The organism is Halomonas sp. (assembly GCF_041689495.1).
GTDB lineage: Bacteria > Pseudomonadota > Gammaproteobacteria > Pseudomonadales > Halomonadaceae > Halomonas.
This window is the reverse complement of the sequence record NZ_JBDNGD010000005.1, coordinates 1-2,277: the sequence shown is the minus strand read 5'-3', so window position 1 is coordinate 2,277 and position 2,277 is coordinate 1. Positions and strand designations below refer to the sequence as shown.

Sequence of the window (2,277 nt, the reverse complement as noted above, 5' to 3'; positions counted from 1 at the left end):
CGTTGCCCCCGGAGGCCGTTAGTTCAGACACAGCCGAGGAGCCGTCATGAGCAATGAAAACCACCCTGACGGCTATCGGCGCCACGAGCGCGAGCCTATCGGCTACCGCGCGCCCGCCGAGCGCCGCCAGGACCACCAGGACCACCAGGAAATCTACAGCTCGAGCTGGGACGAAACGCAACTGCGCGAGCAGGGTACTCGCTGCATGGATTGTGGTGTGCCCACTTGCACAGCGGGCTGTCCAATCGGCAATATCATCCCCGACTGGAACGATCTGGTCAGCCGGGGCGACTGGCGCACCGCGCTGGCCCGTCTGCACGCCACCAACAACTTTCCCGAGTTTACCGGCTATGCCTGTCCCGCGCCCTGTGAAGACGCCTGCACCCTGAACTACAACTTGAACCCAGTGACCATCAAGGACCTCGAGCGGGCGATTGTCGACCGCGGCTGGGAGGCGGGCTGGATCGTGCCGCAACCGCCGCCCGAGCGCAGCGGTCTGCAGGTCGCAGTGGTTGGCAGCGGGCCGGCTGGTTTGGCCTGTGCGCAGCAGCTCAATCGCGCCGGTCACCGGGTTACCGTCTATGAGCGTGACGATGCCCCCGGAGGCCTGGTGTGCTACGGCATTCCCGATTTCAAGTTCAGCAAGGACAAACTGGAACGTCGCATCGGTCAGCTCACCGCCGAAGGCATCGTGTTCCGCTGCAGCACTGGCCTGGGGCGGGACATCTCGCTGGATGAGCTGCGCGCACGCTACGATGCCGTGGCGCTGACCATCGGCGCACTGCACCCGCGTAATGTCGATACCCCAGGTCGAGACCTAAACGGCATCCATTACGCCATGCCTTATCTGGTACGCGAGAATCGCCGCCAGGCCGGGCGTGATTATGCCGAAGGCCCAGATGCGCGTGGCCGCAACGTTATCGTGTTGGGCGGTGGCGATACCGGCGCCGACTGCGTGGCCACGGCACTGCGCCAGGGCGCGACCAGCGTCACCCAGATCAATATCAACGAGCAGCCGCCGCGCGAGCGTGCCGACGATAATCCTTGGCCGCTGGTGGCGCGAATCTACAAGCACAGCTACGCCCTGGCCGAGGGCGCCCACGGTGAGTTCTCGCTCGACACGCTGGCCTTCGAGGATCGTGACGGCGACGGCCATGTCGATTGTTTGCATACTGAGCGGGTGCATTGGATCCGTGATGCCCAGGGACGCCGCATCGACAAACATATACGGGAGTCCGATCTGAGATTGCCGGCGGAGCTGGTATTGATAGCGATCGGCTTTTCCCGGCCGCAAAGCGATGCACTGAACGCACCGGAACTTGCGTTGGACAAATTGGGCACGTTCGCCACCGACGCCGGGATGATGACGTCCGTGCCTGGCGTATTCGCCGGCGGCGACTGCAACATGGGCCATTCGCTGCTGGTCTGGGCCATTGGCGAAGGCCGCGATCTCGCCCGCGCCATCGACCAACATCTGACGGGCAACTCGCGCCTGCCGGCGAGCCTGCGCACTCGGCACCGGCCATTGCCGCCCGGCGGCTGGGATTTAACACGGACCAATACCACGACTGAACCAGGAGGTGACCACGATGCTTCTTGAAAGGTTACCTGAATCCGTGAAGCCGGCCCCATAAAAGCCTTCTAAACCGCTGATGTGCATGGCAATATAGCCACTATCGCCGTTCACCCGGACAGTGCCATGCCCAACGTCAAATTCCGCGCCAGTGGTCGCAGCCTCACCAGCCATGCCGGGCTGTCGATCATCGGCCAGTGCCTCGACATTGCCGGCGTCGACAGCATCGACGGCCGCTTTCCCACCACGCTGGGCATGCGCAACAGCGACGTGGTCAAGAGCTATCTGGGCCTGCTGTGCCTGGGCATGAGCGACTATGACGCCATCGAGAACGTCCGCCGTGACAAGCCGTTCCAGCAACTGCTCAACCTGCAGAAGGTGCCGAGTACCGCCACGCTGCGCCAACGGCTAGAGAAGCTCGCCGCCAACGACCTGCAGGCGCGAACCGCGACCTGGTCCACCACCTTGCTGTCGCTGGTCAAGGCACCGATCACCGCCGAGAAGACGCATGTCTGCCTGGACATCGACACCTTCGTCATGGATAACAGCAACTCGAAGAAAGAAGGCGTCTCGCGCACCTACCAGAAGGTCGATGGCTACACGCCCATCGCCGCCTATCTGGGCAACGAAGGTTGGTGCCTGGGCCTGGAACTGCGGCCGGGCCGACAGCACACCATGAAGGAGAGCAACGCCTTTCTGGAGCG

The 2,277-nt window shown here is 63.4% G+C and carries 2 protein-coding genes; both read left to right on the top strand.

Annotated features, from left to right (window positions below; all coding sequences use genetic code 11):
- The first annotated feature begins 46 nt into the window (after positions 1-46).
- Complete coding sequence (locus ACESMD_RS00115) at positions 47-1,600, top strand: glutamate synthase subunit beta (protein WP_372609275.1); 1,554 nt, start codon at positions 47-49, stop codon at positions 1,598-1,600.
- A gap of 99 nt (positions 1,601-1,699) precedes the next feature.
- Positions 1,700-2,277: transposase (locus ACESMD_RS00110; protein WP_372609274.1), on the top strand; the 578-nt coding region annotated here is incomplete at its 3' end.